This is a genomic window from Mucilaginibacter agri (assembly GCF_009928685.1).
Taxonomy (GTDB): domain Bacteria; phylum Bacteroidota; class Bacteroidia; order Sphingobacteriales; family Sphingobacteriaceae; genus Mucilaginibacter; species Mucilaginibacter agri.
This window is the reverse complement of record NZ_WWEO01000028.1, coordinates 1-22577: the sequence shown is the minus strand read 5'-3', so window position 1 is coordinate 22577 and position 22577 is coordinate 1. Positions and strand designations below refer to the sequence as shown.

Annotated in this window: 22 protein-coding genes; 5 read left to right on the top strand and 17 right to left on the bottom strand. The window is 45.4% G+C overall.

What is annotated here, in order from left to right:
- Positions 1-521: 521 nt before the first annotated feature.
- The 3 genes from GSY63_RS00595 (at position 522) to GSY63_RS00585 (ending at position 3306) form a co-directional block, all read left to right on the top strand.
- Positions 522-1790, top strand: a complete 1269-nt coding sequence (locus tag GSY63_RS00595; protein ID WP_166583887.1) for a site-specific integrase — start codon at positions 522-524, stop codon at positions 1788-1790.
- Positions 1787-2800 (top strand): PDDEXK nuclease domain-containing protein, encoded by a 1014-nt coding sequence (locus tag GSY63_RS00590; protein WP_166583886.1) that lies wholly within the window; start codon positions 1787-1789, stop codon positions 2798-2800. The genes GSY63_RS00595 and GSY63_RS00590 overlap by 4 nt, the downstream gene beginning before the upstream one ends.
- Positions 2801-3003: 203 nt before the next feature.
- Positions 3004-3306 (top strand): helix-turn-helix domain-containing protein, encoded by a 303-nt coding sequence (locus GSY63_RS00585; RefSeq protein ID WP_166583885.1) that lies wholly within the window; start codon positions 3004-3006, stop codon positions 3304-3306.
- Here the strand turns inward: GSY63_RS00585 and GSY63_RS00580 are convergent.
- The 8 genes from GSY63_RS00580 to GSY63_RS00545 all read right to left on the bottom strand — a co-directional run bounded on the left by GSY63_RS00580 (position 3303) and on the right by GSY63_RS00545 (position 12941).
- Positions 3303-3491 carry a hypothetical protein gene (locus GSY63_RS00580; RefSeq protein WP_166583884.1) on the bottom strand — a complete coding sequence of 63 codons (189 nt, stop codon included), beginning with the start codon at positions 3489-3491 and terminating at the stop codon, positions 3303-3305. The two genes, GSY63_RS00585 and GSY63_RS00580, sit on opposite strands and share 4 nt — an antisense overlap.
- A gap of 223 nt (positions 3492-3714) precedes the next feature.
- Positions 3715-4899 (bottom strand): chromate transporter, encoded by a 1185-nt coding sequence (locus GSY63_RS00575; RefSeq protein ID WP_166583883.1) that lies wholly within the window; start codon positions 4897-4899, stop codon positions 3715-3717.
- A complete protein-coding gene (locus GSY63_RS00570; protein ID WP_166583882.1) occupies positions 4884-5333 on the bottom strand; it encodes a chromate resistance protein ChrB domain-containing protein in 450 nt (149 codons plus the stop codon). The genes GSY63_RS00575 and GSY63_RS00570 overlap by 16 nt, the downstream gene beginning before the upstream one ends.
- 29 nt (positions 5334-5362) lie before the next feature.
- Positions 5363-6352, bottom strand: coding sequence for a DUF1259 domain-containing protein (locus GSY63_RS00565; protein WP_166583881.1), 990 nt, complete (start codon positions 6350-6352; stop codon positions 5363-5365).
- Between the two features lie 19 nt (positions 6353-6371).
- Positions 6372-7457: an efflux RND transporter periplasmic adaptor subunit gene (locus GSY63_RS00560; protein WP_166583880.1), complete on the bottom strand. Its 1086-nt coding sequence runs from the start codon at positions 7455-7457 to the stop codon at positions 6372-6374.
- On the bottom strand, positions 7454-10618 hold the full coding sequence (locus GSY63_RS00555) for an efflux RND transporter permease subunit (RefSeq protein WP_166583879.1): 3165 nt from the start codon (positions 10616-10618) through the stop codon (positions 7454-7456). Before GSY63_RS00555 ends, GSY63_RS00560 begins: the two co-directional genes overlap by 4 nt.
- Positions 10615-12012, bottom strand: coding sequence for a TolC family protein (locus GSY63_RS00550; protein WP_166583878.1), 1398 nt, complete (start codon positions 12010-12012; stop codon positions 10615-10617). The genes GSY63_RS00555 and GSY63_RS00550 overlap by 4 nt, the downstream gene beginning before the upstream one ends.
- A gap of 86 nt (positions 12013-12098) precedes the next feature.
- A complete protein-coding gene (locus tag GSY63_RS00545; protein WP_166583877.1) occupies positions 12099-12941 on the bottom strand; it encodes a chromate resistance protein ChrB domain-containing protein in 843 nt (280 codons plus the stop codon).
- Positions 12942-13100: 159 nt separating this feature from the next.
- Between GSY63_RS00545 and GSY63_RS00540 the strand changes: the two genes are divergently transcribed.
- A complete protein-coding gene (locus tag GSY63_RS00540; RefSeq protein ID WP_166583876.1) occupies positions 13101-14102 on the top strand; it encodes a YncE family protein in 1002 nt (333 codons plus the stop codon).
- 210 nt (positions 14103-14312) lie between these two features.
- Here GSY63_RS00540 and GSY63_RS00535 read toward each other — a convergent pair whose 3' ends face one another.
- Positions 14313-15614, bottom strand: a complete 1302-nt coding sequence (locus tag GSY63_RS00535; RefSeq protein WP_166583875.1) for an MBL fold metallo-hydrolase — start codon at positions 15612-15614, stop codon at positions 14313-14315.
- A gap of 17 nt (positions 15615-15631) precedes the next feature.
- Positions 15632-17269 carry a hypothetical protein gene (locus GSY63_RS00530; RefSeq protein ID WP_166583874.1) on the bottom strand — a complete coding sequence of 546 codons (1638 nt, stop codon included), beginning with the start codon at positions 17267-17269 and terminating at the stop codon, positions 15632-15634.
- A gap of 164 nt (positions 17270-17433) precedes the next feature.
- Here GSY63_RS00530 and GSY63_RS00525 point away from each other — a divergent pair, with 164 nt between their 5' ends.
- Positions 17434-17913, top strand: coding sequence for a hypothetical protein (locus GSY63_RS00525; RefSeq protein ID WP_166583873.1), 480 nt, complete (start codon positions 17434-17436; stop codon positions 17911-17913).
- Between the two features lie 144 nt (positions 17914-18057).
- Here the strand turns inward: GSY63_RS00525 and GSY63_RS00520 are convergent, their stop codons facing one another.
- Genes GSY63_RS00520 through GSY63_RS00490 form a run of 7 tightly spaced genes read right to left on the bottom strand, consistent with a single transcriptional unit; the run spans position 18058 to position 22225 of the window.
- Entirely contained in the window at positions 18058-18870 is an 813-nt protein-coding gene (locus GSY63_RS00520; RefSeq protein WP_166583872.1) for a PRTRC system ThiF family protein, read from the bottom strand.
- Complete coding sequence (locus GSY63_RS00515) at positions 18867-19616, bottom strand: PRTRC system protein B (RefSeq protein ID WP_166583871.1); 750 nt, start codon at positions 19614-19616, stop codon at positions 18867-18869. The genes GSY63_RS00520 and GSY63_RS00515 overlap by 4 nt, the downstream gene beginning before the upstream one ends.
- Positions 19591-20712: a hypothetical protein gene (locus tag GSY63_RS00510; protein WP_166583870.1), complete on the bottom strand. Its 1122-nt coding sequence runs from the start codon at positions 20710-20712 to the stop codon at positions 19591-19593. The genes GSY63_RS00515 and GSY63_RS00510 overlap by 26 nt, the downstream gene beginning before the upstream one ends.
- Positions 20713-20767: 55 nt before the next feature.
- Entirely contained in the window at positions 20768-20983 is a 216-nt protein-coding gene (locus tag GSY63_RS00505; protein ID WP_166583869.1) for a PRTRC system protein C, read from the bottom strand.
- A gap of 9 nt (positions 20984-20992) precedes the next feature.
- Positions 20993-21595: a PRTRC system protein E gene (locus tag GSY63_RS00500; protein ID WP_166583868.1), complete on the bottom strand. Its 603-nt coding sequence runs from the start codon at positions 21593-21595 to the stop codon at positions 20993-20995.
- 5 nt (positions 21596-21600) lie between these two features.
- Positions 21601-21849, bottom strand: a complete 249-nt coding sequence (locus tag GSY63_RS00495; RefSeq protein WP_166583867.1) for a hypothetical protein — start codon at positions 21847-21849, stop codon at positions 21601-21603.
- Between the two features lies 1 nt (position 21850).
- Complete coding sequence (locus tag GSY63_RS00490; protein ID WP_166583866.1) at positions 21851-22225, bottom strand: hypothetical protein; 375 nt, start codon at positions 22223-22225, stop codon at positions 21851-21853.
- Positions 22226-22577: the final 352 nt, after the last annotated feature.

Below are 22577 nucleotides of genomic sequence, written 5' to 3'. Positions count from 1 at the left end.
GGTTCGAGTCCCGTCCATTCCGCTAAAAGAGCCGCAAGGCACATCAAAAGCGCTTAGATTACTGGTCTAAGCGCTTTTTTTATACTCAAAAATCCGCATAGTTCCTCAGCATTTATGACCCATCCGGTGACCTATTCGGTGACTGGCTCAGAACACCTAATTTAGTCACCAAATCAATGATTAACTAATTGTAAATCAACTATTTGCAATCATAAAATTTGGCATCAAATCACCTCATTTTAACGCAAATTTCTGGTTTAAAAATGACCTTAATCTGAGGGCATATCAGACCAACTCAGAATCCTGCGATAATTATGATCCGAAGGGTTCTGGTACCGGAAAAAACACCGGATTTAATGGTTTTGGTGACTAACTCGGTGACCTATTTTAAATGTCCAAAATAGGTCACCGAATAAGAGGTTAATTGATTGATTTTAAAGCACTTGAATAAGTGAAAAATTGGTCACGAAAAGCGAGTTTTCGTGACCAGATTATTAATCAGGTATTTAAAATTTAATTAAATGAAAAATGCACAAAAGTTTTCAGTTCTGATCTGGGCTGACAAAAGAAAAACAGATTCTCAAGGTATGGTCCCACTTTATGCGAGGATTACTTATCTCAGCAAACGCTGTGAAATATCCCTTGGAAGAAAAGTTGATCCGAAAAAATGGGATGCGGAGACAGGCTATTTAAAAGGTAACGGTGCAGAGGTTAGGGATGTTAACACACAAATCATGGAAGCAACCAATGAAATCCGCCGTGCTTTCGACGATTTAAAACGCACAGAAGATTTTATTACAGCTGAAAAGATCAAACAAAAGTATACAGGTGAAGGAGCAATTCATCGGATGTTGCTGGAGGTTTTTGATGAACACAATAGTAAACTTGAAAAACTGCTGGATAAAGATTTTGTGAGGGCTACGCTTACCAAATATAAAACCGTTCGCAAAAAGACTGCTGAGTACATTCAATTCAGGTATAAGAAACCGGATTTGTATCTGGAGTCCATCGATTACTCCTTTGTAACGGGTTTGGAAATGTATTTAAAAACCGAGGATAAGATCGAACATAACACTGCTATGCGGTATATCAAAAACCTCAAAAAGATTATCAACCTGGCTGTCAATAACCAATGGATGAGCCACAATCCATTTAACCTTTTTAAATGCACCTATAATAAGGTTAACCGGGTTGAACTGGAATGGGATGAAATCAATCAGTTGTCCGAGTATCATTTTACGGTGAAGCGCCTGGCAGAGGTACGCGATACCTTTTTATTTTGCTGCTACACAGGTTATGCTTTTGTGGATGTAGACAAGCTGACCCCTCAGCATGTCGTAACGGGTTCCGATGGAGTTACCTGGATCAAAACCACCCGAACCAAAACAGCTATCGAGGCCAACGTGCCATTGATACCACAAGCAATTGAAATTCTTGAACGGTATGCAGAACATGATGCCCGAATTATTAATAACAGGCTACTGCCGGTAAAGAGCAACCAAAAGATGAACGCCTACTTGAAGGAAATAGGGGATCTTGCCGGAATAGAAAAAGTGTTGACTACTCACATCGCCCGACACACCTTCGCCACAACTGTAACTCTCGAAAATGATGTACCATTAGAAACAGTAAGCAAGATGCTTGGACATACCAAATTGACCACGACGCAAATCTATGCGAAAATGAAGGACAAAAAGGTCAACCGTGATATGCAGGCATTGCGGGGGCGTTTACAAGCTAACCAACAAATATCAATCGCAAATGGTGCCGGAGAGGGGGTATTAGCATGAGCAATGAATTAATAATAATAGAAGAAATAAAAGCGATCATAACATCGGCGAGAGAAGCGGCTGTCCGAGCTGTCGATTACCAACGCGTAGTAATGTATTGGCATATCGGAAAGCGAATATTTGAAGAAGAACAACAGGGGGCTGACCGCGCCGTATATGGAACTCAACTTATAAAGTATTTATCAGAGAAGCTCATACCCCAGTTCGGCAAAGGATTCTCGGCCAGAAACCTTAATCTTTTTCGTCAATTTTATAGGAGCTATCCAATTGTGCAGACAGTGTCTGCACAATTAAGCTGGTCGCATTATTCTTTACTGTTAACTATTTCGGATAGAGAAAAACGGGAATTTTATCAGAGCGAAACGATCAAAAATAACTGGTCATTCCGGCAGGTCCAGCGACAGGTGGATAGCCATCTATTTGAAAGGCTTTTATTGAGTTCGGATAAGGATAAAGTGCTTTCTGTTGCAAGAAACGAACAGCAACCTGAAAATCCCAAAGACATCATTAAAGACCCTATGGTACTTGAATTCTTAGGGTTGAAACCGGAGGCGGCCTATTTCGAGAAGGACCTTGAAAATGCTTTGATAACCCATCTACAAGAGTTTATGCTTGAATTGGGGAATGGCTTTTCATTTGTCGCCAGGCAAAAGCGCATTCATCTGGATGGTGATGATTTTTATGTTGATCTGGTGTTCTATAACAGGCTGCTACAATGCTTTGTGATCATCGAACTGAAAACTCACAAGATCACACATCAGGATATTGGCCAACTACAGATGTATGTTAATTATTATGACCGTATAGAAAAATTAAACCATGAAACGCCAACGGTTGGAATACTTCTGTGCCTGGAAAAAAATGATACAGTTGTAAAATTTACCTTACCGGATAACAGCAACATATTCGCATCAAAATATCAACTTTATCTCCCCACTGCGGAACAACTGGCCAACGAAATTGAAATGGAGATCAATAAGCATAAAGAAATCGATAACGATAAACAATAATAGGTAACGCTTAAAAACTTGTGGACGCAAATTGTAACCACAAGTTTGAAACCATTTGAATTGTGCACGCAATGCGTGCACAATTCAAATGGTTTTTTAATACCATCTTTTTAAAAACTTCATGTCCGACTCGGATAGTGTCGGACATATTTATTATTAATATCCGGCAAATTTGTATCAGTTTACCTCAAATGATATGAATTATGGCAGCAGAAATCATAACCAAAGAAGATTTGCAGGAATTTGGCCAGCAATTACTGAATCAGATCAAGGGGCTTTTAGGCCATGCGATCGAAGAACCCAAAAAGTGGCTGAAAAGCTATCAGGTGAAAAATATGCTCAAAATATCTGATAATACCTTGCAGACCCTACGGGACAACGGCACTATTCCATTTACTAAAATTGGAGGAATCCTTTATTATAGTATCGATGACATCAACCGGGTATTGTCCGGTGAGGTGAAAAGTAAACGGATCAGAATTTCAAAACAAACCAACGCTGCTTAGGGATTAAAACCAATATCCGTGGCGGGAATTTCAATGGCATAACGCATAGAATCCTTATAAAACTTTGCAGACTTTTCTTTCGGCACGCCTTTATCTAAGGTGTCACCATTTTTTAAGATAAAATGAAAAACCGCTCCATCAATAATGAAAGTCTTTGATAGGGTAAACTGTTCCGCGATTTCCATACTTGAAAAATCGGTCCGGCAAACAAAGAAGCCACCAGGGATTGATAGAACACGGAAAAATTGTCATTCGGCATGATAGGGCCAGTATAGTTGCAATAATAAGAATCATTTAATAATTAGAAATGTCAATGGACCTTATGATGTCAAACATTTACATCTTTTAATGTCATAATTGCTGATTTTTAATATGGATTAAATCTTTACTATGAAATAAATGAATCTTTTACAACCATGTCTTTATCGCGAAGCCGACAATTGCTGCGATGCCAATGATATAGGGTTCTTGTAATTTTTTTACGTAGATAAGCGCAAATAAGACTGCTATTGCAATCAAGGCCGTGGGGATATCAATGATTGAACGTGAACCAATAATGATTACTGAACCTACCAAAGCACCAATAACAGCGGCAGTGATGCCGTCCACAAAGGCTTTGATGCTGGCGTTCTTGGCGATCTTTTTAAAGGATGGCGCAAGGGCAACCGTGAACAGGTAACAGGGTAGGAATGTAGCTAAAGCGGCAACACAAGCGCCGGGAAATCCCGCGACCAGGTAACCGATAAAACCAACGGTAATCACTACTGGCCCCGGTGTGATCATAGCGACGGCTACCGCATCAACAAACTGGTGTTCATTGAGCCAGCCAAACTCTTTTACCACGCCGCCATGCAGGAACGGCACGATAGCCAGCCCGCTGCCGAATACAAATGCGCCAGCCTTTAGAAAGAACCAGCCCATTTCTACCAGTTTTTTGCCGTCGTATTGCCAGAACCCTGTACCGACCAATAGCGTTACCGGCAATACCGCAGGTTTCTTCAGCCATTTGGGGGGCGCTTTGATCAGCATATAGCCAATACCGCAAGCCAGGAATAGTAAGATTTCTTCCTTTTGCGTGACTACGGTAATAATGATCCCGGCGATATAGAATAACCACAGTAACCATTTCGCTTTCATGGCCGCCAGTTCAAATTTGCTGACAGATTTGACCGTCAGCTTATATGCGCTCATCGCGATGATCCCGATCACCGCTGCGCCAACCCCGTAAAACACCGCCTGCATCCAGGCTAAACCGCCGTACAATTGGTAAGCCATCCCTAATAAAACGACCATAATGAAAGACGGCAGTACAAAGGCCAGCCCGGTTAGCGTCGCGCCGATCAGCCCGTAATGAACAAACCCGATATAGATGCCTAACTGTGCAGCCAAAGGCCCCGGTGCTAATTGCGCCAAAGCCAGCCCTTCTTTATACTCTTCTTCGGTTAGCCAGCCTTTGTCTTCCACCAGGTCACGGTGTATATAACCCACTAAGGCCACCGGCCCGCCGAAACCCCAGGTGCCGAGCTTCAGGTAGTATTTAGTGATATCCAGCAGTGAATAAGCTGGCTTGATCTTATTTAATCGTTCTTCCATGTGTGTTTTTCTTCCTGTACATATTTGGCCCAGCTATATAAGGCATCGTAAACGATCATCCCGAAGGCGAGTTGCTCGTGATCATCCCTGAAGTTATAGGACAGCCCGGCTGAAATTGCCCAAAGCCCAGCCGCCTGCTGTGCAAGGTCGAAGCGGGCGGTATCCGCGCCTCTAACGATATCCGCCAGCTGTAAAACTGCCGGATCGGTCAATCCGTGTTTCTTGATGATATAATCGAACGTGCAGCGTTCCCCTTCGTGCGTATATTCTACGCCGGTAATATCATAAGGTATCGCATGGAGCGTTTTTGATTGCGCTATAACCTGTTCTTTAGGCACAAACACAAACTCCGCCTCCGGGTCAACAAACTTTTTAATAAGCCAGGGGCAGGCGATACGGTCAATTTTTGGCCGTTCACGGGTGATCCATTTCATAGGATTGGGTTTTAAATTTGGTTAAACAATTACATCTTCATACCGCCCATGTTGCCGGGCTTCTTGCCTAAGACATCCAACGCGGCGCGGAAACCCTGCGCCAGTTCGGTTGCTTTGCCGCGCCCGTAATAGTGCAGGAAGATCATTTGCGGGTTGTCACCCAGCATATGATTATGCACAGCGACAACTTCCAGGTTATGCGCCCTTAAAGTTTTGATCACCGTATTTACTTCACTTTGCAGCATAGCCACATCGCCCGCGATATGCGCATTATCTGCGGTACCGGCAAAAGATGCCCAGGTGTTCAGGCCGATATTCGTGGTCATTTCCACGCCCATCGCCATGACCTTCACGTCGCTGCGGCCGATGGTGTATTTATATGTCGGGCCGTTTACGGTGCCGGTCGCTTTTACAATGGCGTCCAAAGCAGGTATATCGAAAATGTCTTTAGCCGTCGTAGCCGGTGGCGCGGATGGCGCAGGCTGGTTCGCCGGGAAGATCTTGCTGTCGCGGATCGTGTCGGCATATTTTTTAGCCAGGTCGGCGATGGAACCCATGCCATGTATGTGCATATAAAAAATGCGTGGTTCTTCGTAAAAGAAGTGGTTATGGATAGCGGCTATTTCAAGGCCGTTTGCATGTGCCGCCGATATTAAAGGGTTTACTTCTTCCATTTGCAAAACGGTATCGCTCATCACCATTGCAGATTTACCGTCCGTGGATTTTTTGAATGATACCCAGCCGCCGAAACCGAACGGGATCGGTACGGGTTCACCCTTGATTTTCATTTTCAGGTCATTGCGGGGAAGTGGTGTGGTATAAACCTGTTCGGCCTCTTTATAGCTGCCTTTCTTGCCTAAAGCCGCATCAATAGCGGCCATTTCATCGGCGGTGATCGGTGATGTTTTAGCCGCGGGTACGGGCATGGCTTCCAGTTTGGTAGCGGGTAGTAATAATGCTGTTCCTAAAACCGCTGTCGCCTGTAAGGCTTGCCTGCGGCTAAATTTTTGTGTTTCCATATTTCGATGTTTTAGTTGGTCATTGTTTAATTTGTACAGTTATGCCTTCTTTGATTTCTTCATTAGCCTGGGCTATGATCTGGTCTCCCGGTTTCAGGTCGCCAGCAATTTCGGTTTTTTCTTTCGTGGTAAACCCGGTTTTCACGTCTACCCATTGGGTTTTACCACCTACTAATTTAATTACAAATTTACGTTCCTGTGTCGTTACTACCGCTTTAAAAGGCACCAGGAAGCCCTCTTTCGGGCGGCTGACCGGAAGTGTGATTTGCGCAAACATCCCCGGTTTCAGCAAGCCTTTTTCATTGGGAAAAGTCAGCTCCCAGGTTTCACTGCGGGTCTGCGGGTCTATGGCATCCGATTTACGGGCCAGTTTTGCTTTAAATACCTGCCCCGGATTAGCTGATACCGTAAAGGCAGCTTCGTTATCTTTCAGCATTGTTGAATTATAGGCTTCAGGTACGGCCACATCCACCCTTAAAGACGAATTATCTTCTACCCGGAACAATAACGTTTTGCCGGTATTGTCCACAAAGTCCCCTTTAAAGACATTCCTCGCCGTCACCACCCCGTTAAAAGGGGAGCGGATCACCAGGTAATCTTCAATGGCTTTATTGGCCTGCGTTGCCGAACGGGATGCCTGGTAAACCGAGCTATACGTCCGCATCTGGTTACGGGCGATGTCCAGTTCGTTATCAGCTACCGCGCCGGGTGTTTGGGCAGCTTTTAATAAGCGCAGGTAAGTCGTCCGGCTGGTTTCGTATTTGGCTTTAGCGCCCATGCTGTTGCTTTGGCTTTGCGCCTGCGCCGCGTTCAGTTCCGGCGCATCCAGTACACATAAAACCTGTCCCTTGCTCACTTTCGAACCGATGTCCACCTTTACTTCTTTGACATAGCCGGGTGTGCGGGCATAAATATTGGCCAGGTCATAAGGAATGATCTCCCCGGTGAGACTCAATTTGCTGGAAACCGGCTCTAATTTTAAAGTCACCAGTTTAACAACAGGCTTTTCAGGCGGCCCCTGCGGAACGGCTTTTTCCGTAGAGCTGCCACCACAGGCGGCCAGCAGGCACACGGGGATTAACAATATATACTTTATACTTTTCATAATTTACTTTCGGTTAAAAGGTGATACCGGCTTTGCGGGTCATCCGGGTCTAAGGATAGCTGATGGGCTGGCTTGTTGCCAATAGCCGATTGATAGATTAAGGGCAAGATCACCAGGCTGGAAAACAGCGAAAAGATAAGCCCGCCGATCACGGCTGTGCCTAAAGGCGAGGTCTGGTCGCCGCCTTCGCCCAAACCCAATGCCATCGGGATCATCCCCGCGATCATGGCTAAACTGGTCATCAATATCGGCCTGATCCTATCTTTGATACCATGCAAATAGGGTTCTTTCAATTTTTCATTACGATGCTTTTCCGCCTGCGTAACAAACAAGATGGCATTTGCTACCGCAACACCAACCGCCATGATACATCCCATATAGGATTGGATATTTAAAGTTTTGCCGCATATCCAAAGCAACAACAGGCTTCCCGCCAAAATACCGGGTATCACCGCAATAATGACCAGGGATAAACGGAACGACTGGAAGTTGACAGCCAGCAACAGGAAGATGACCACGATGGCCAGTAAAATGCCATTTTGCAATTCCGTAAAAGTCTGTAAAAACACCTCTGCCTGTCCGGGCTGCTGTATTTTCATGCCTTCAGGCAGCTTGCCGGTATTCGATATAATTTTGTCAATATCGTTAATAGCTGAACCTAATGCCCTGCCCTGTAAATTGGCCGTAATGGTAATAAAACGTTTTTGGTTCAGGCGGTCATATTCACCCTCTACGTTCCCCATTTTCCAGGTCGCTACGTCCCGCATATACACCTGTTTGCCGTTATTGGAACTTAACAGAATATTATCCACCTGGCCCGGATCATTCATGATGAGTTCCGGCACCTGTACCTGCACCTGGTAGGCGGTTCCGGCGGCTTTATCCACCCAATAATTGGGCTGGGTAAAACGGCTGGACGCGGTGGCTGCAGCCAGTGATTTCCCGGCATCTTCCACGGTCAAACCCAGTTGCCCCAATTTCACCCGGTCAAACTCGATCTTCATCGCCGGATAGCCTTGCGGCGCGCTATAGGTCACATCGCGGAGATAGGATAGCCCTTTCAGTTTTTCCACGATCTTTTTACCAAACTCCCGGTCCTGTGCCAGGCTTTTGCCTAAGACCTGTATTTGTATCGGCGTACCCGTTCCCTGGCTCATTACCTGTTCTACCAAATCAGCTGGTTCAAAGGAAATGTGTGCTGTGGGCATTTGCCTGCTGACCTCTTGCCGAATTTTTTCTTTAAAATCATCCGGTTTGATACCTGCGCCCGAAATAAATTTGACTTTCAGCACCGCTTCTTCGGGGCCGCTCGTCCATAAGTGAATGGCGCTGACCGGGTAGCTGGATGGCAATAAACCCACATAAGCGGAGGATATGGCGATCTTGTTGCCGCCGGAAAGGCTATCCATCAAATGCAGGAGTTGTTTTGTCTTTTGTTCAGTCCGCTCGATACGTGACCCTTCGGGTAGCCTTAGCCTGACCTGGAACTGCCCGGCATCCACTTTAGGGAACAGTTCTTTACCTACCGTGAAAAAGAGCAGCGTCGCTAAGGCAACAGAAAGTAAGAGGTAAACAGGAATTAACAGGTTTCGTCCGGGGGATAACCGGTGGATCAAACGCTCATGCCTTTCTTTAAAGCGGGACATCCTTTTGCTTTCTTTCGCGCTGCCGCTCAATTGATCCTTAAACAGCCAGTTGGCAATCACCGGCACAAAAGATTGGGAGAGCAGGAAAGACGCGATCATGGCAAAACCCACCGATAAAGAAAGCGGCAGGAACATCGCTTTAGGAATGCCCGACATAAAGAAAGCCGGGAAAAATACAGCCAAAATACAAAGCAGGATCAGCAATTTCGGTAAGGCGATCTCCTTACAGGCTTCCAGTATAGCACGGCCTTTCGGCTCGCCTTTTTCCTGGTGATGGTGAATGTTTTCGATGGTGACGGTGGCCTCATCCACCAGGATACCAATAGCTAAAGCTAAACCGCCTAAAGTCATGATATTGATGGATTGCCCGAAAAGTTTCAGGAAGATAACAGCGGATAACAAGGCCAGCGGGATGGTTAAGACCACGATCAGCGAACCGCGCCAATCCCGTAAAAAAAGCAATACCATTAAGCCCGTTAACAAGGCACCGAGGATACCTTCGGTCATCAGGCTTTTCAGGGAATTGATCACGTAACCCGACTGGTCAAATTCGTAGGTGACTTTAATATCCGGCGGGATGGCGGCCTGCATATCCGGTAAAGCAGCTTTTACTTTTTGTACCACGTCCCAGGTGGAAGCATCCGCCCTTTTGGTCACCGGGATATAAACCGAACGTTTGCCATTGATCAGCGCATAACCCGATGTGATGTCGCCCCCGTTATCTATTTGTGCCAGGTCATGTACATAAACAGCCGGGCCGTTGCCGGGCCTGACCTGGATATTGCCCAGATCCTGGATATTGTCGACTACGGTATTTTGGGGTGCGACCAGCATCTGGTCGCCCATGCGTAAATTACCGGATGGCATGATCGTATTGCCTTTGGCAATGGCCGTTACCAGTTCTTCCGGGCTAATCCCGTAGCTGCGCATCTTATTGGGGTCGGCCTTGATGAGCACGGAACGCTGGTTACCACCAAAGGGAGGCGGCGCGGAAACGCCCGGCAACGTGGAGAACATCGGCCTTACCTTAAACAAGGCCAAATCGGAAATTTCGGAAAGCGAACGGTTCGGGCTGCTGAAGACCAGCTGGCCCACCGGCACACTGCCGCCATCAAAACGGGTCACGAAAGGCGCGACCGTTCCCGGCGGCATAAAGGCCCTGGCGCGGTTGACCATCGCGACCACTTCGGCGGTCGCCTGTCCCATATCCGTGCCCTCATAGAAATTAATTTTCAGGAGCGTTAAACCCTGTATACTTTTACTTTCTACCGATTTAACACCGGATACGTACAAAAAGTGATATTCGTAGTAAGAGGTAATAAAGCCCTCGACCTGTTCAGCGGATAAACCGCCATAGGTTTGCGCGACATAGATAGCGGATGTACCCAGCTTTGGAAAAATATCCACCGGCATGGTTTTGATGGATACCACGGAAAAGAAAACAATCGCGATAACGGCAACAACAATGGTGATCGGCTTCCTTAACGAAGAAATTATAAATTGGATGATATTCATTTGCCGTATTGGTTTAAAAACAGGTTCAGGTTGCCTTCGTAAGCCGCTTTACTTAGCAGCGACTTCCAGGCATTATAATTGGCGATCTTAACGGCGGCTTCTGATTGAAATAACAATTGCTGCGCCTGGATCACGTCATAATAATTGATCAAGCCCGACTGGTAGCGCGCACGGATCGCCTGGTAAGAAAATAAAGCTGATTGGTATTGCCTGGGTGCAAGACCGGCAGATTGCAGGTTTTTTGCTAATGCCACATCCGCAATTTCCTTTTGGCTGTTGAGTTGTAATTCTGTTTGATTTAATTGTTCCCTGCTGGCGGCGGTATTCAGTTCATGTTGCCGCCATAACGGTTTTTGCCGGAACATTTCCAGTATGGAAAAAGAAATTTGTGCGCCTACGGCATAGTTATACCGCTGAAAACCGAGGCCATCGGATGAATTGACCGCCCCGTTTGCCGCAATGCCCGATCCCCTGCCATAGCCCGTGCTCCAAAGCGTCAGGTGCGGCATGATGCTTTTTTGGAGTGATTTTAAGGCGAGTTCGTTGGTCGTGATCGCTGTTTTTGCCAGGGTAATTTCCGGGTGTTCGCTTGTCGATGTATCTGCAAGCGTCAATACGGGCAAGTGTTTATACAAAGTCGTATCCAGTATCATACCGGCGGGCAGGCGGCCGCCTACCAGCTCTTTGAGGGTGATCAGGGTGGAATCCCTTCGCCGTTCAAAAGCAATTAATTGTATCTGGTTGCGGGTATATTCCGCGCTGAAAGACGATGAATCCGTACCCGGCCTTAACCCGCTGGTCACTAAACTTTGTGCCTGCTTTAAATTAAATTCAGAACGGTTGAAATCCTCCTGGTAAACTTTGATGAGGTCGTTGACAATCAAATAATTGAGCCAGGCATTAACTACGTAGACCTGTTGCCGGAACAGGGTGAGTTCTTCATCCGCCTTGCCGGTTTGTGCACGGCCTTTGGCTAAATCTATATCAGCGCCCCGTTGCCCGAACGTAATGGGTTCCCAAAGCAGGTCAAGCGCCAGGGCGCTGCCAAATACACCGCTATAATTGTTGGAAACGCTCGGCGGGCCGCTGATCGGCGTGATGTATTGCGGGTAGATCATCCCCGTGATATTGTTATAGGTCGCATAATCTGCCTGGTAAGAGGCGGTCAGCGTGGGGATAATCCCATTCTCTTTGTATTTAACGGCGGACTGCAAAGCCTGGGTTTGCAATCTTTTCGCCTTAATGAGCGGGTAATTGACCGATGCTGTTTTTAGCAATGAGTCAAGGTAAACCCTGCCGGATTGGGCAGAAACCTGCGCCGGTATGCCTAAAAAAACAATACAGGCGATTAGTAAGCTGAATTTGAAAGGTGCCTTTAGAGCCGGATATTCCATAGATAAAATCTTGCGGTATAATTTACTGCAAGATTAGGCGGTTTTTTGGCGCTAAAATAGAACGGAAATGACTACTGGTACAGATTTTACTTTTTCGGTAAATTTTTCCGGTATTCGGATGCCGTCACACCCATCTGTTTTTTAAAGATGCGGTTAAAGTGGCTTGGGTCGGAGAAGCCGGTCAGGTAAGCAATCTCTGTCAGTGGATACAGCGTTGTTTCTAAAAGATGGATAGCCTTTTCAATGCGCAGTTTCCGGATATAGTCACCAAAAGAAAGGTTCTCAAAATACTTGGAGAACTCGCGGGATAAATAAGAGGGATTGATCTCCAGGTTTTGGGAAACCTGTTGTAAACTCAAACTCATATTCGTGTCGAGTTGATCCTGGATCATTTCTTTTAATTCTTTAGCCCAGGCAGGGGCTTTTTTTCGATCACCTTTTTGCAGGTATTTGGTAAAAACTTCCAGTAGCATTTGTTCGGCTGTTCCGGTCTGTGAATGCTTTTTATCATAGAGGAGTTTGGCCCAATTATACAGACCGTCATAAATGCGCATTCCAAAGGCCAGCAGCTCCTGGTCGTCAGTGCTGTTATAAGCCAGCCCCGAAAAGATGGCTTCCAGCCCGGCGGACTGCGGCGCGAAATCGTGCCGGTCGGTATCTGCACCGCGCACAATGGCGGCGATCCGGTCAAGTGCCGGGTCTTTCAGTTGGTGCTTTTTGATGATATAATCAAATGTACATTGATCGTCATAGTGGGTATATTCCACGTTGGGCAGATCAAACGGTATAGCCTCCAGTTCTTTGGCTTTGGTCAACACTTCCGCGAAAGGCACATAAATGATCTCCGCATCCGGGTCAATAAACCGTTTGATCAGCCAGGGACAGGCGATGCGGTCTATTTTTGGTTTTTCACGGGTGATCCATTTCATACAGGTCAAAGTTAAAAATCTAATCCTTTTGTTTCGGCTGCCTACGCGGCGATTATACCGGTTAATTCTGTGGGAAATTTGTATTGCGCCATCCTATAATTGATTACTACCAAAAGATAACAGAAACTAACCCTAACTTCGTTATTCAAACCGATGAATATGAATCTTAATCGTCTAATACTGTTATTTGCTGCGCTGGGTTGCTTTACCAATTGCAGGGCGCAGGAAACCGGAAAGCAATTACTCACTTTGCAAAAAGAAATCGCCTTACCTAACGTCAAAGGCCGCATTGACCATATTGATATTAATCTGAAGGACCAGATCGCCTATATAGCCGCTTTAGGTAACAACACGCTGGAAGTTGTTGATCTGAAAAATGGAAAAGTAACCGGGAGTATCACCGGGCTGGATGAACCGCAGGGTGTCGCCTATATTCCCAAACACCAGGAACTCTTAATCGCCAACGGCGGAACGGGCGAATGTGGTTTTTATAATGCTTTAACGCTGAAAAAAACAGGCAGCATCAAACTGGCCGATGATGCGGACGATGTGCGTTATGATGCCGGTGAGGATAAAATCTATGTCGGTTATGGCAGCGGCGGGATTGCCATTATCGATGCGGCCAGCCACAAGCAGGTGGGCGATATTATATTACCCGCGCACCCCGAATCTTTTCAACTGGAGACAAAAACAAATAAGCTATGGGTCAACCTGCCGGGTTCAGGCATGATCGGTATGGCCGATCTGAAACAGTTAAAACTGACTGCTAAATGGTCAAAACTGCTGCCTCGTGCCAACTTTCCAATGGCTTATGATGAGGCACAGCACCGCATTATTGTCGGCTATCGTGTGCCTGCAAAGCTGATCGTTTATGACAGCGAAACAGGCAAGGAAATTTTCAGCGGCCCAATGGTCGGTGATGTGGATGACTTGTATTGGGATGCTAAAAGCAAACAAGTTTATCTCAGCGGTGGTGGCGGCGCGGTTGATATTTTCAAACAAGTAAGTGATTCCGACTATAAACAGGTCGGCCATATTAAAACCCGCAATGGTGCCCGTACTTCTTTACTGGTACCGGAATTGAGTTTATTGCTGATCGCAGCCAGGGAAAGCGGAGATCAAAAGGCGGCGTTATTGATATATAAAACCGGTACTCTTTAGGCCATCCATATAAGTTACAAGTGTCACATTAAAAGATGTAAATGTGTAACATTACTGGTTGTTATTGTCGAGAAAGTTTATGCAGAATCTTTATAAATGAGAAAAGTTCCCATCGCGGGAACTTTTCAACCTAAACCTTATCACAATTCGGCAGGAGGTCCCGCCGATGTATAGAACAAACCTAATCAATTTTTACAATTATTACTATAGTCATTTATAGCCGTAGAAAATGGCATAGCGCAGTAAGGTTAATTCATTGTTTAGCAGGATATTATGCGGCCTTATGCTTCGAAGTAATTTGGTGACCTCAGGGCCGGGATGATGTTTACGTCCAACGCCATGATTAATCACATAGGCAGGAAAAGAATCAAGCCTGCTTTCCGAAAAACCAAATGGCCAATTCTTATCCGAGCCATGGTGCATCACCTGAAAGTAGGACACGTCATCCAGGTTGGCATGATAGTAGTCCTGAAATAGCCGTAGCTTTTCCAGTGTACCCAATTTAAGATCGCCGGTCATCAGGGTGGCGTGCTTGCGGTCTACCCGATAAAGCGAGTGCCAGCCCAAAGGATGGCGCTGGAATATTTCATAACCACCTGGTTCCAGGGAAAATTTGTGAAAAACGGCTAATGAAGTGCCGTTCAATTTATGTGCGCCAAAGATGCTGCCATAAATTCTGGTTATTTCCTTAATATGTACGGCATTGAACAGGTCTTTAAAGGAGTTTACGCCAGCTGAAGTATCTATTTTTTTTGCCGCCAAATAATCATCCACTGCTTTACGCAAAGCGGCGGTCTTTGCTTTAAGGTCGGCATCAGAGCCATCTTCTTCAGATAGGGTGTAATAGATAAATTTGTAAAGTGGGGTACGCAACTGGTACGGCAGATGCCTTACTTTTACCTTGCCGGCTTCCGCGCTTGGGTCTTCATCACGTAAGCGAGCAAAGAATTGCAGATTGCGATTATCCTCCTGTCCATCTTCCTGATAATATTTATCGCTATCGCTGTTGGTATCGATCAGTTCTGGCGCTTCATTATTACCTTCGGTTGGGAATGGGGCTTTAGGAAATTGCCCCTGCAAAGTTATTTCTTCGTCACCCCCGCGCACCACAATGATCTGCCCAATATTAAATTCCTGTCCTGAGAAATAGCCATAAGGATCTTCCATAATCCTGCGGTATTCATCATCATCAGAACCAGATTGCAGGTATATTATTAATCGTTGAAAAGGCGTGTAATAGGGTATTACCAGCCGGTCGCAACGGGTGTTTTTGAGTAGTTGCGGGATACCGCTGATATGATCGCTGTGAAAATGTGAGATGGTACAAACGTTGATCTTCTCCCCATCAGTTTTTACCGGCCAGCCAGCTACGGCCTCCCGAACATAACGTTGATCAGAATTGGTGCCGCAATCGTAAACGAAATTGAAAAGCCTTGCTTTATCGCTAAACAGCTCCCCGGTGTAAAAACAGCCTTGTCCTATTGGATGAAAAGTAAATTCGCCTCTGTACATAGACTTTGTGGTTAAGGTCAGATCAATTTTGCCAAGTTAGTAAAATATGGCTGCTCAACCATCAATTTCTGGCCATCAGGTAAGGTGAGCTCAAACTTTGGTACAACATATTCCAGATTCAGCAATTGCTGCAAGTTGTGAAGGGTAAGGGTTGGAAACACCGCATCATACATATATAATGAAGGGGCATTGATCAGGAAAATACCTTGCACCGTATAAGTATCTTTATCCTGAATCATTACCTCGTTAATGACTTCCAGGTGAGTTAATACCCTTTCCGTATTGGCTTTTGCAAAAGTGATCTTGTTATTGAGCTGCGTTTCATATTTATCCTTAAATACGGTGTAATCCCGTTTCCAGTTAAAGTAATCGAACCGGGATTTGTTATGCTTACATTCTACAATGTATAATATCTTCTTCTCCGTATCGGCAAAAACAAGGTCGATCTCACCTACCCCTTTAAGCTTATCGATTGAAAAGTTATTACCCTTATGCTGTCTTAAGCTTTTAACAGATTTATCATAAGGAACCTTTGCCGCTTTCAACAATTCAACGGCAGCGTCCTCCAGTATATCGTCATGGGTATCCTGCAGGTGCTGCACAAATTTCTTGATGGGCTTGTGCTGGTTCCATTCCTCTGCAACGTGTCCCCAAGGTAAGGCATTGGTGGTTAAGGTGCTCAGGCATTCCAGCCAGCGGTTATATCCAGTCATGATATAAACCTGGTTATCTACATTGACCACCACCAATGGCCGGTACATGATTCGGTTCATGTCCTGGCTTCGCAATATGCAATCCTCAAAACTCAATACATTTCTCCGGCTTACGGTTAAACCATCGTAAAAACTAAGTACAATATCTCCATGTTGGCCAAATACATGTTTCGCTTGCTCGTACAAACTATCTTTTAAAATGAGCGCAAATCTATATTGCGGGTTTTTGATCTGTTCCGCGAAAAAGCTGGTCATCTCTCCATACTCCACACCCATGTCTCTCCAAACCGCTATCAGATCTTCAATCGTGTTGTATATGGTTACACTTTCGCCATGTTTAGGGATATCCCTTTCGAGGTAATCGAAAATAGGTTTATAGGCAGGTTCAGTACCCATTCCTAACAAACCATCGTCATCAATATCGAAATTACCTGATTTCGGGAATAGCTGGCTTCTGGCGATCTCCTGACTGATGATGAAGGCCTGATAGCCCAGGTAAAGCAGCCTGTCTAAGGTATTATGATATGACTGCCGATTTTGCGCGATCTCCGCCATAAAATTGGGTGTTCCGGCCAGGTCTACCGTAGTGGATTGCTCCAATATAATGCGTAGTGTTCTTCTGATGTTTGCAAAATCACTGCTATTTATTTCGGGGAATTGTTCACCACCCAGCATCGCCTTGAATACATCAATGCTGTTTTCCAGCAGATGCTGAACAAACAAATAGAAGGATGCGTGTTTTTCGTTTGTAATGATACCCATGAATAATTCACCACATTTGCCAAAGGCCAGTTTAAGGGCTTCCTGTACAATGGCTGCGTCTTTCACTTCGCCAACACCATAAGCATCTTTAACAGGGGCACTGATCAGCGGCCAGTATTCATCACTAAAGTTGAAGCTAAGAGCGGGTATTTCTAAATTTCTTACGATCTGGACCGGCATATACAATTGGCTTTAAAGTTGCAAAGGTCATCATTTTAGTGTGAAAGAAAACTTAAAACACAAAATCCTTAAGTTGATTTTACAAATATGTTAATAAATATTGCCATAAATGGGTTTGATTAAACGACATAATGACGTATTATTGTTTCATAAATGGTTTGAAAATGGAACTAACTGACGATTTGAGTTATTTTAATACCCAGTGCAATGAATTAGGACTGACACCCGGAGAGCTGGCCAGCCGCTTGAAAACCTGGGGAGATCATCGCACATACGATGCGATCATCCGTAGCATACAGCGTATGCTTGCAGGAGATACGGCTGTATCAGGAGAAATGAAAGTGATCATCAATATGCTCACCTATATACAGCATTTGGAAGAAGAAAAGAATGAGGGTTTGAAATGGACGCCGATGCCTTTAGGAAGTTATGCTGCAAAAGCCGGTGATTTTATGCTCAATCTTTCTCCCCAGACCAAAGGACGATGGCACATTAGTATTGTGCATCAGCCAACGGGATATAGCCATCCGTGGCCATCCTGGCAGAATGATCTGGAGTCGGCCAAACGTAAAGCACTTTTTTGCCTGGGAGATGCACGCCGACATATTTTTGAATGGCAACGCGATGAACGCATTCAACAATGATCTTTCGCTCAATTTTAGCCAGGTCTGTTGAAATGGAGCGCCCCGTGATTTCACCGATCATCAGTAATCAACGCGAAAGCACGGGGCGAAAACGGGGCGGGCGTATGCCCGCCCGCCGGACAATCCGGCGGGAGCTTAACAGGATTAGGCCACTTTTAACGGTTGTGTCCTGAAGTCGGCAAGGTTAAGAAAGAAACCACGGTTAAATAAAATGCCCTCACGGAATAGTTGCCAAAGCAGGGATGCACCACAATTCGCCAATGCAGAATTAATAAACAAATCCTGCTTGGTGAGTGCCTCGGCTAAAGAACAGCTTGGTGTATTATCTTCCTGTTCCGAAGTGGTAAGCAGGTCTTTAAATTCCTCTGTAACTAAAGGCAGGCTTTCTACAGTACGGTATAATTCCGATGCAGGTTGTGTTACTTTTTCAAGGGTGGATAAAATGACCTGACCGCTTGAACGGCTGTTACCGAAATCCAGCCAATATTTGACACGGTTACGACCGCCATAGTTCTTGGTCAGGTGTTGCAGTATCTCGCCTATTTCATAACGAGCGGTTACCGTATCAACGCAAGAAATCGTGATGATTGCACTTGCCAAATCCCTGTCCTTTAAGGATGGTTTATCGTAACGGGTGGTTTCGGCTTTCCAGTTTGTGCCAAAAAAGCGGTTAATACGGTTAATAAGGGAAACAGACTTGTACTGGCCTAATTCAGCAGTGGTAAATAATTGCCTGCCTAAATTTGCGGCATCTACTTGGTCATCATCAAATACCCTGACAAACAGCCCTGCATGGCCTAAGGCGGTAAGGGCATGGTTCATCCTTGCGAGGGCGGTCAATAGCTGACTGCCTGTACCCCCCGCACCAATCAGGTTTATGGTAACAGGATTGTAGGGTTGTAACAGTTCCTTTTGTACAATATGTACGGCAGGTTTAAAGACTTTTTGCTTTTTCATCGGATGATTTGTTTAAGGGTCAAATGACTGGTTAATAATTCCTCTTGGGGAAAAGGTTTGCCCGAACCTGCGAGGTTACGCCATAGTTCGGTGGTGTTGGACTTAGTGCTGTTGTTCCCGCTAATGGAGTGGCTGAATTTGCTGTTAAAGAAATAACGTTCCCATGTAGCCATAAAGTCCTCTAAACAGGTGGTTTTACCGATATTGATTTGCACCGTTCCCATACAAACCTGACCGCTCCCGTATATATTCAGGTATGGGGCATGGCATAGTTTAGTGTTCTCATTGGGTTTGGCTTTGCCTTTCAGGGCAAAAACGTGCAAACTATCCGCATTGGCTTTCCACAGCATGGCAGGTATCTGAAACTTTCCCGATGGAATACGCTGGCCATCGACAAAGAACAGGGTCACTTCCTGTGGCGGAGTGTACCATACGGCAAAGCCGTTAGCCTGCTGATTGACATATAACACCTTATTGGAGAGCAAGCCTTTAGATTTTAAATAGGTGTCCTGTAACTCCTGCGAGGTTTGCAATAAGGCATGTAAAACGCTCATTTCCTTTACGGATAACGGGTGCGCATTGATGGGTTTGCCATTCCTGCCAATGTCATAGCTTTCCACGTAAATCTGTGTTTCAGCTTCGTTGCGCTGAAACTGGTTGATTTCCTGCTCTTGTTCATGCTTATAAATCAGCAGGGCTTTGTAAGGTTCAAACCTGTTGTTAAACTGTTGGGTGATGTTCTTCATGGTCGTAACTGTTTAGTAAATCCCGTAAGCGTTCAATCAATTCGAACAGGCGGGTCTCAAAATCAAAATCTTTGCGGTCTGTATCGGGCAGGGTATCAAAACAATGCACTATAGTGGGTTCATCCTGAACGGCTATTTCCTGAAAACTGCAATTGATCATGTCCATCAATTCATCCTGAAAACAATCCCTGTCACTCCAATAGAAACTGATGTATTGTTCCACCCTGATGCGTTCTTCCTCGTCAGGATAAACCAAGTCCTCACGGATGCTATCGGTTACCGAGCGTTTCGGGTACTGGCGGTAAAGCTGTAGCATTTCGATGGCTAACAGTTCCCATTCCAGTTCGTGTTTATCACGATGATGGAAATCGGTTATTACCTGTTCCATTTTTTGTAGCCAAACAGGGTTTTTGATGATGGGCATGATATGCCCTCCCGCCCTTTTCATTTCGTAAAGCGTATCTTCCTGATGTTCCCGCCATGCCTTTTCCTCGGCATCATTCCCGATTTCGTGTTCCGCTTCGCTTATCCATTGTTCCAATGTATCGTACTGGCAATCCATGAATGTGCCGTTCTCGGCATAGAATGGAATATCCACCACTTGGTGCAGGTAGGCAAATAAGACGGTGAGCAATTCGGTGATGCGTTTTTGTTCAGCGTTTTGCGACCAAAGCCAGTACGCGCGAACGGGGATATAAAACAGGCAATGACTTAAATCGTAGGTTTTCACCACACCTAATACTGCACTTTTTCCCCTATCCTTAATTATCACACAATGATTATTTCGGTCTATTTTGGCGACTTGTTCAGCCACCTGTTGCCATGTGTGGTAAATATTCTGCGGGAACGGTAAATCTGTTGGTGGTATAGGTAAATGATAGAACCCGCAGAGATTGGCAAGGGAGTGAAAATACTCCCTTACTATCCTGTCCCTGTTCCCGCTGAACGACCAAAAGGGCAAAAAGCTATGGTTCAAAAAACCATTTCCGTGATGTCTGCGGGTGCGCTCCTTAACGGGTTGCGCCTGACCTCGTCCGCATCGGGCAGACGGTCTAACCGACATGCCAGTTCCCTGAACAATTGCTGTAGTTTCCATTGGTCGCCTTTGGTGTTGATTTTAATTATCCTGTTAATTACTCGTTTTTTCATGGCTAACCTTTTGTTCCCATCGTGCTTTCAAAGCGGTACACCGCTTCATCGTCCCTGATTTCAGGGCCAATCACTTTGGCATTGGTCAATACGGGGTATGTACCTGCAAAGAAATTCTGCACATCGGTTATGGTGAATGTATCGTTCGGGTCTGTTAGCCGGATTTCCTGCCCGTTCTCCTTGTGCAGGAAAATCCTCGGTAAAATCATCGTTTTCATGGCGTTCTCTTAATCGTTAAAACTGGCGGTTAATTTATCATAGGCTTCCTTGCCTGCCTGCAAGGTTTGGCGCTTCGCCTCGATGGCTTCGACCTTGTCAGGATAATCCGCAGGGTCGGGCAATTGCGCCAACGCTTCGGCATACTTGGTGTTTTGCGCCAGTTCCTTTACTTTCTCCATCGCATCATCGTACAGGCGTTTCTTTTCGGCTTTGGCCTGCGCATCATCCACCTGCGGGGTGAACAGGTTTTGCGGTTCTTCATCTGTTTCATCGTCTGTTTCAGATGCTGAATTTTTGGCCGTTTTATCATTGCCGTTCTTCACGTTCTTTTTGGCCTTTTCCAGTTGCTTTTGGTAATCCTCTAAATTGTTGATGATGCCTGCCGTTTGTTTAACGGGCTGTGCGAACTGCTCAAAAAACCCCTCGTCCAGTTCTTCGGCTGTACCTTTAAAAAGCATCGGGGGCAGGCTGTTTCCTGCGGTGGCCGTGATACTGCCTTTTTTAAGGACTGCGGAAACGGTCAATATCCCTGTTTCGTCCTGATTGATATTGAGCAGGAAATTGCCTGTAAAGCCTAAGCCTGCTATCTGCTGAAAGAATTGCGTTTTCATAATTATTAAAATTTTAGATGGTTAATGCCTGCGACCGCCAGTAAGAAAAGCCCTGCCAATCCGCAGAGATTTCCGGCAATCAGGATGATTTTTTCAATGGTGGTCACCGTTATAAAATGATGGTAACTGCTGAATTGCTGTAAGCCTGCTACGCCCCTGCGGTTGAACCTGCGCCTGCCAATGGAATAGCGGATGAACAGGCAAAGGGCGATTAACAGCAGAGCGCATGGCACGGTATAATGTTGGGTTTTCATATCAAGTGAATAAAAGTTCTACTGCGGGTTTGAATTTGGGGTCGGTCTGTTTAGCCTGTTGCACGTAGGTGGTCAGGGCGTGTCGGGTAAAAATGGCCAGATAACCGTCGAACAACTGGTCAGCGAACACATTTGGGGAACGGTATAAATCTTTTGGGTACTTAGCCATAATAGCCTGTATGCGCTCTGCCAGTTCAAACCACATTTCAGCCGCCATCATCCCGTTGTCCCATGCCTCACTGATACGCTCTTTATCATTTAAAACGGTTTCGGTGAGTTCGTTCAGGTAACCTAAAAATTCAGGGATTTCCTCTCTTAGCAAACTGTGTAAAAGCCTTGCTTTTGCCACGTTGTTCATCATATTTAAGGGTTGCATGTTGATTAATCTTTAAGGTGAATAAATGCAGGGGATTGCTCCCCTGCGTTAGTATCAATTCAAGTTCAGGGCATCCGTCCCATTTTTGGCGAAGTTCCCGCATAGGTCAAAGGCTACCTGCGCCCTTTGCTTGGCTGTGCCATCCATGATGGATTTAAACTTGGCATCCCCGTCTTTAAAGTTTCTGACGTTCTGATAATAGCCTGTTACGGTTATGCAAAGCTTTGCATAAGCGTTATTATGGAAAGTAAAAGATTATGTAAAGCAGGCGTGTAAAAACATCAAAAGTACCTGTGTTACAGGCGCTACTTTACATAAACACTATACATAAGATTACTCCAGTTATTTGTGA